We start from the raw sequence: 7,211 nt of genomic DNA, 5'->3' as shown, positions 1-7,211 counted from the left end.
GCGTCACACGCGGTCCTGCGCACTGGCCGCGCCATGCACCTCAGCGCCGGCGACCGTGGCGCCCATCCCGCCAGCCCGGAGGTCGAGCGCGCCTTCGGTTCGGGCGAGTGGATCGGCGTGCCGCTGCACGACGACCGCCGCACGCCCATCGGCGTCCTGCAGGTCGCGTCGCTGCCCGGCCAGACCTTCCGGCCTGACGACGCCGAGACGCTGGCGATGCTGGCGCAGGCCGCATCCGTCGCCCTCGCGCTCGAGCGCTCGCGCCAGCAGCTCGAAGCCACCAACGCCGATCTCGCGCACACCAATCGCGAGAACGAGCTCTTCGTCTACAGCGTGTCGCACGACCTGCGATCGCCGCTCGTCAATCTCGAAGGCTTCAGCCGCGAACTGGGCCTCGCCGCCGATCAGCTGCGCCAGCTCCTCGACTCGCCGGAGGTGCCAGACCACCTCCGCCAACGCGCACGCCTCGTACTCGACGGCGACGTGGCCGAGTCGACCCACTACATCGGCGTCGCCGTCTCGCGCCTGGCCGCCATCATCGACGGCCTGCTCCGCCTGTCGCGCGCCGGCCGTGTCGAGTACCGTCCTCAGCCGCTCGACCTTTCGGTGATCGTGGAGCGCGTCATCGACGCGATGCGCGCCACGCTGACGGCGGCCGGTGGCGAGATTCGGCACGCGACGCTGCCCGTCGTCACCGGCGATGCGCTGGCCGTGGAGCAACTGTTCGCCAATCTCATCGGCAACGCCCTCGCCTACGCCCGTCCAGGGGTCCCGCCCCGCGTCGAGATCGCCGCAGCCGACGACCTCGCCCGCAGTCCGCGCTTCACCGTCGTGCGCATCTCCGACAACGGCCTCGGCATTCCGGCGCCACACCTCGACCAGGTCTTCCAGCCGCTGCAGCGGCTGCATCCCGGCGTCGGACGTGGCGAAGGCATGGGCCTGGCCATCGTCAAGCGCATCGTCGAGCGGCATGACGGGCGTGTCTGGGTGCGCTCGGAGGTGGGTGTCGGCACCACGTTCCATGTCGAGTTGCCACGCGAGTCCCCGGAGGCATCCAGCCATGCGGCGTAACGCACTGACCATCCTGCTGGCCGAAGACGACGACGGGCATGCGGTGCTGGTGGAACGGCACCTGCGTCGTGCCGGGGTGAACGCGGCGATCACGCGCACCTACGACGGCCAGGACGCGCTGGACTTCGTGCGCGGCGAAGGCACGCACGACGGGCGGACGCCCGGAGGACCGCTGCTCGTGCTGCTCGACATCCGCATGCCCAGGGTCGACGGTGTCGAGGTGCTGCGTCGTCTCAAGGCCTCGCCGCGCACCAGCGGCATCCCCGTCCTCATGCTGACCACCTCCGACAATCCGCGGGAGGTGGCCCGCTGCTACGAGCTCGGCTGCAGTCTCTACGTGACCAAGCCAGTGGCCTCCGATGCCATCGCCGACGTGCTGCACCGGCTCGGACACTTCCTGGCGGTCGTCACGGTGGCCGATGAAGCCACGGTGCGTGTCGGAAGCGGCCCCGCATGAGGCGGCAGCAGGGGCGCATCCTGATCGTTGAGGACGACCAGGGCGTCGCACGGCTGGAGCGCCTGCATCTGGAGCGCGCCGGCTTCTCGGTGGTCACCGCCGCCACCCACGCCGACGCCCTCGAGCACATCGCGCAGGAGCGCTTCGCCCTCATGCTCCTCGACTACCACCTGCCGGGCGAGGTCGATGGGCTGCGCTTCCACGAACAGCTCGAAGCCTCGGGTGAACGTCTGCCCGTCATCATCGTCACCGGCCGGAGCGACGAGGGGACGGCGATTCGCGCCCTGCGTGCCGGCGTTCGCGACTTCGTCACCAAGAGTGCGGCCTACATCGACTACCTGCCCGAAGCGGTGGCGCGCGTGCTGGCGCAGGTGCGCACCGAGCAGCAGCTCGCCGAGTCCGAAGCGCGACTGGCCACGCTCATCGCCTCCGCGGAGGACGCCTTTCTCGTGGCCGACCCTGACGGCCGCGTCACGATGGTCAACCCGGCCGCGTCACGCGCGTTCGGGATCGCGGCGGCCGATGCGATCGGCCTGCCGCTCACGACGTTCTGCTCCTGGCACGTCACCGACGACGGTCATGTCCTCGAGCCGGAGGGGCGCCGTGCAGACGGATCGACCTTTCCGATCGAAGGCACCGTGTCGCCGGTACGCTTCCCCGATCGCGAGTTCCTGACGGTCATCCTCCGCGACGTCAGCGCGCGCCGCGCCGCCGACGAGCGCCACCGGAAGCTCGAATCGCAGCTCCTCCATGCCCAGCGCATGGATGCCATCGGACGGCTGGCCGGCGGAGTGGCGCACGACTTCAACAATCTGCTCACGGTCATCGCCGGCTACACCGAGTTGCTCCTGCAGCAGATCCCGCCGGGGCACGAGTGGCGCGACGCCGTGACGACCATTCGTGACACGGGGCAGCGCGCCGCGTCGCTCACGGCACAACTGCTCACGTTCAGCCGCGGGCAGGTCGTCGCCGCCTCGCACCTCGACCTGAACGCCATCGTCGGCGACTTCGCGCGCATGCTGCGACGGCTGATCGGCGACGACGTCACGATGGTGCTCCGGCTGTCGGCCGACCCCAGTCCGGTGGTGGCCGATCCGCGGCAGATCGAACAGGTCGTGATGAACCTCGTGGTCAATGCCCGCGACGCGATGCCGCACGGGGGCACGCTGGTCGTCGAGACCGATCACGTCACGCTCGGCGACGAAGGACTGCCGCCGCCAGGGGCCATCGCTCCGGGTCCGTACGTGCGTCTCTCCGTGAGCGACACGGGCGTCGGGATGTCGGACGACGTGTTGTCGCGCATCTTCGATCCCTTCTTCACCACCAAGCCGCCGGGCAAGGGCACCGGGCTCGGGCTCTCCACCGTCTACGGGATCGTCCGGCAGGCGGGCGGGCACGTGGACGTCTACAGCGAGGTGGGGCAGGGCACGGTCTTCAAGGTCTACCTGCCGAAGGACACCGAGCCAGCCGGGGCCGCGACCGACAGCGGCGTCGTGGTGACCTATCCCACCGGCACCGAGCACGTGCTCGTGGTCGAGGACGACCCGGGCGTGCGGGACATCATCACGCAGGTGCTGTCGTCGCGGGGCTACGTCGTGACGGCCACCGACAGCGGCGCCGCCGCGCTGGCCCATGTCGACGCCGGCCTGCGCGTCGACCTCGTGGTGTCGGACGTGATGATGCCGGGGATGTCGGGGCCGACCATGGTGGAGGCGATGAGCGGCCGGCGCGAGGGCCTGCGCGTGCTGTTCCTGTCGGGGTACACGGAGGAGGCGACGGCGGTGACGGGACTGCGCCCGGCGCACGTCGCCTTCCTGCAGAAGCCGTTCTCGTTCAGCGCGCTGCTGACGAAGGTGCGCGAGGCGCTGACGACCCGCCTGCCGTGAGACCGCCGATGAGGCGGTCGTACTTGCCGAGGATGACCTCCCAGCGGTAGTGCGCCTGGACGTAGTCACGCCCGTTGCGGCCCATGGCCGTGCGGAGCCGGTCGTCGGCCATCAGCAGCGACAGCGCCTCGACGAACTCGTCGCGGTCGGCGTAGTAGAGGCCGGCGTTGCTGCGGCGGCAGTGCTCGACCAGCACCTCGGCGCGTGCGTTGCACAGCACCGGGGTGCCCATGGCCATCGCCTCGAGCGCGAGGAGCGACAGGCTCTCGAGCGGCGAGGGCACCACCACCACGTCGGCGGCATCGAGGGCCTGCAGCCGCTCGGCTTCCGGCAGCATGCCGGCGAATCGCAGCCAGGACGTCTCGGGCAGGGGCATGAGCTTGGCGCCCATCAGGGCCAGCGTCGCGTCGCCACCGGCGTCGCGATAGGCGGCGAAGTACTCGAACAGTTCCTCGCAGCCCTTGCCGGGATCGATCCGCCCGCCGTACAGCGCCACGTGGCCGAACAGACGATGGCGGCGCCGGAAGGCCTCGCCGATGCCGCGCTTGCGATCGGCCAGCGGCCGCTCCGGCCGTGGCCCTCGTCCGCGCCGTCCGCGCGGGACGCCCTCCTTCTGGGTCGGCGCCGGGGCCGGCTCCTCGTCGTCGGGGACGAGCGGACCTTCGAGCGGGGCATCGACGCCGCGCCTGGGCTTGCCCTGGCCCTCGGTGTCCAGCAGGTCGACGCCGCAGCCGACCGTCTCCTCGACGATGGTGCGGATGTCGAAGGTCCGCATCAGGAAGGCCTTCTCGCTCTCGGTGTTGAAGGCCACGGCATTGGCCGAGGCGAACAGATCGCGATAGATCCCGAGGTGGATGGCCGGTTCGTCGTGCGCGGTCGGGACGAGGATGCTCTTCTTCGGGGCGATGTGCATGCCCAGCACCGTCGGCGCGTACAGATACGTGAAGAAGATCAGGACGTCGTACTGCTGGTGCGATCGCTGCAGGTAATCGAGCAGCGGCGGGCACCACGGGCCCTGTTCCTCGAGCCACCGCAGTTCGTCCTCGCGGGTGTGCTCGTAGTTGAAGATCCAGTCCGACAGGGTGTTGAACGCCGTCAGGTCCCGCGTGCGGGAGTTGGCGAACCGCCGCACGTTGACCCCGCGGATGCGGTCGGTGCCCTCCGGGTACTCGTTCTTCCAGGTGGTGTACTCGCGGGCACAGGTCGTCAGCACGTCGACCTGATGCCGTGCCGCCATGCGCTCGGCGATGAGCCGGCAGTGGTACTCGGATCCACCGAGGATCTCGGTGCCGTAACGCTGGATGATGAACGCGATCTTCACGGGTGCATCCTGTGTGATCCCGGCCCGATCAGGCGAATGGCGCGAGCAGTGCGTCGAGGTGCGCCTGCAGGCGGGCCTCGCTGAACGCTTCGAGCCGCGCGTGCTGGCCGCGGATGATGTCGGCACGCAGCCGATCGTCGTACGTGAGCCGTCCGAGCAGTTCGGCGGCGTATTCCAGGTCCTTCGGCGTGAACACGACGCCGGCGCCTCCCATCGTCTCCGTCACGGCCGTCGAGCCGTAGGCCAGCACCGGCACCCCGGCGGCCATCGCCTCGAGCAGCGGCACACAGAAGCCCTCGTGCTCGCTCAGCGAGATGTACACGCTCGCGTAGCGGTAGAACGCGGCCAGGTCGGCATTCGGCACCGGGCCCGTGAACCAGAACCGATCGGCCGGCATCTGGTACTTCTCCATCAGGGCGCGCACCGTGGCGTAATAGGACGGCACGGCGTCGTGACGACCGACGAAGATGAAACGATAGTGGCTGTCGACGTACCGCTTGTAGTGCTCGGCCAGCCGGATGTGGTCCTCGATCTTCTTGTTGGGGGCGATGCGCCCGACGAACAGGAAGTTTATCAGCCCGTCACCGAGCACCTTCTCGAGCGCAGGCCGGCGGGGGGCCGCCGTGATCCGCGCGAAGTCGACCGCAATCGGCATCACGCCCGTCGGCGCGAAGCCGAGCGCATCGAGTTCCTCGCGGTTGTACGACGAGTCGCCGAGCGCCAGATCGACGTGACCGACCAGCGTCGCGAGCTCCTGACGCCCGATCATCGCCAGGCGGTAGATCTCGGGGGCGTAGTCGGCGAAGAAGTGCGCCGGGGTGATGTTGTGGTACTGCAGCACGCGTCCGCCGGGCAGTGTGGCGAACGCCTGGGTCATCGGCGACGGCAGGGCGAAGTGGAAGATCGTCACGTCGCCGCGCCGGGCGGCCGGGTCGCTGAACGGGTGGACGTCGTGCCGCAGGTCGTCGTCGATGGTCAGCGCGAAGATCTCGGAGGCCAGCCCGCGCGCCCGCAACAGATCGCGCACACGTCGCGCCGAGTCGCCGATGGCGTCCCCCTTGTGCGCGGCCGGCACCCATTGGTGCACGCTGAGCACGCCGCTCGGCACCCTACTCCCTCGCTCCGCGCGGTGACTCGTGCGCGGAGCGATCCGCCGTAGCCGAGGCCTCTGTACTCGCGGCATCGGCGAAGGTGGACCTCACCGGCAGTGCCCTCAGCGCCGACGGCCGGTACTGCCGCACTTCCTCGAGCTGCTCCTGCAACTCGAACTGATCCCAGAAGTCGAACGAGACCTTCGGCGCGATCCCCGGCGGGGCCGCGAGCGCCTCGTCGACGAAGCGGAGCAGCGTGCCGTCGAAGTCCTGGGCGGCCAGCCGATCCAGGGCCGCATCCTGCGACGCCAGAATCTGCTCGACGAGATCCGCATCGTCCAGGATGGCTTCCATCACGGCGGCCACGTGGGTCGGCGACTTGGTCTCGTACAGCACGCCGCCGCCATCCATCGTCGACGGCACGGCCGTGGCGGCGTAGGCGAGCACCGGCACGCGCTTGTGGAACGCCTCCATCAGCGGCACGCAGAAGCCCTCGTGCTCGCTGGCGCAGAGGAACAGGTCGGCGACGTCGTAGAACGCCGACAGCTCCTCGTTGCTGACGTGGCCGAGGAAGAACACGTCGGGGACCTTCAGCGTCGCGACCAGTTGCTGCAGCATCGCGAAGTAGAGATCGAAACCGCCGTAGGACCCGACCAGCAGCAGCCGCGCCCGCGGATTGCACTGCGTCTTGTAGGCGTGGAAGATCCGGATCAGGTCGTCGATCTTCTTGTTCGGGATCATCCGACCGACGAACAGGATGTTCGTCCAGCCGTCGTCGAAGCTCTCGGCGATGGTGCCGACGGCCGTGTTCGCCAGATGGCTGAAGCTGGGCACGACCGGCAGGACGCCGGTGCGCGGGAAGCCGGCCGCCACCAGTTCCTCGGTGTTGAACGCCGAGTCGCCGAGCGCCAGCACGCAGCGGTCGCGATAGGCCCCCAGCTCGCGCCGCCCCATGAAACAGAGCTGCACGAGCAGCGGGTGCACGTCGACGAAGAACTCCGGCGGCGTGATGTTGTGGTACACGAGCACCATCTTGTCGGGCAGCGCGTAGGCGACGCGGCTGGCGCGCGACCCGATCGAGAAGTGGTGGATGAGGACGTTGTCGGGCGAGCTCACGTCGATGAGATCGCGATAGTCGCGCGTCAGGTGCTCGAGGCGCGGGTCCGCGGTCTGGACGAAGATCTCGGAGTCGTGCCCGGCCGCGCGCAGCACGCGCTGGATGCCCAGCACCTCGTGGCCGATGGCATCGCCGTAGCCGAGCGTGGCGAGGACCTGATGGACGGCCGCCATCTCAGCGCCCCTGCCTTGCCGCACCGGGGCGCCCGCCACGCCGACGACGGACGTCGCGGCGTCCGCCGCGGGGCGGCCCTTCCGGACGCGTCCGC

The 7,211-nt window shown here is 69.6% G+C and carries 6 protein-coding genes; 3 read left to right on the top strand and 3 right to left on the bottom strand.

Annotation, left to right across the window (positions count from 1 at the left end):
- The 3 genes from Q0C41_RS28380 to Q0C41_RS28370 form a co-directional block, all read left to right on the top strand.
- On the top strand, nt 1–1,071 hold a 1,071-nt coding region (locus Q0C41_RS28380), incomplete at its 5' end, for a GAF domain-containing sensor histidine kinase (RefSeq protein WP_291989859.1).
- Entirely contained in the window at nt 1,061–1,528 is a 468-nt protein-coding gene (locus Q0C41_RS28375) for a response regulator (protein WP_291989857.1), read from the top strand. The genes Q0C41_RS28380 and Q0C41_RS28375, both read left to right, overlap by 11 nt.
- Nucleotides 1,525–3,414, top strand: coding sequence for a response regulator (locus tag Q0C41_RS28370; protein ID WP_291989854.1), 1,890 nt, complete (start codon nt 1,525–1,527; stop codon nt 3,412–3,414). The genes Q0C41_RS28375 and Q0C41_RS28370 overlap by 4 nt, the downstream gene beginning before the upstream one ends.
- Here the strand turns inward: Q0C41_RS28370 and Q0C41_RS28365 are convergent.
- The 3 genes from Q0C41_RS28365 to Q0C41_RS28355 form a co-directional block, all read right to left on the bottom strand.
- Nucleotides 3,362–4,735, bottom strand: coding sequence for a glycosyltransferase (locus Q0C41_RS28365; RefSeq protein ID WP_291989852.1), 1,374 nt, complete (start codon nt 4,733–4,735; stop codon nt 3,362–3,364). The two genes, Q0C41_RS28370 and Q0C41_RS28365, sit on opposite strands and share 53 nt — an antisense overlap.
- Nucleotides 4,736–4,763: 28 nt before the next feature.
- The gene (locus Q0C41_RS28360) at nt 4,764–5,843 is read right to left on the bottom strand and encodes a glycosyltransferase family 4 protein (protein ID WP_291989850.1); all 1,080 of its coding nucleotides are present in this window, start codon (nt 5,841–5,843) and stop codon (nt 4,764–4,766) included.
- Between the two features lies 1 nt (nt 5,844).
- Nucleotides 5,845–7,211, bottom strand: a 1,367-nt coding sequence (locus Q0C41_RS28355; RefSeq protein WP_291989848.1) for a glycosyltransferase, incomplete at its 5' end; no start/stop codon positions are given.

The organism is Luteitalea sp., from assembly GCF_022842525.1.
Classification (GTDB): Bacteria; Acidobacteriota; Vicinamibacteria; order Vicinamibacterales; family Vicinamibacteraceae; genus Luteitalea.
Note: the sequence above shows the minus strand (reverse complement) of the source record. Positions and strands in the feature narration are given on the sequence as shown.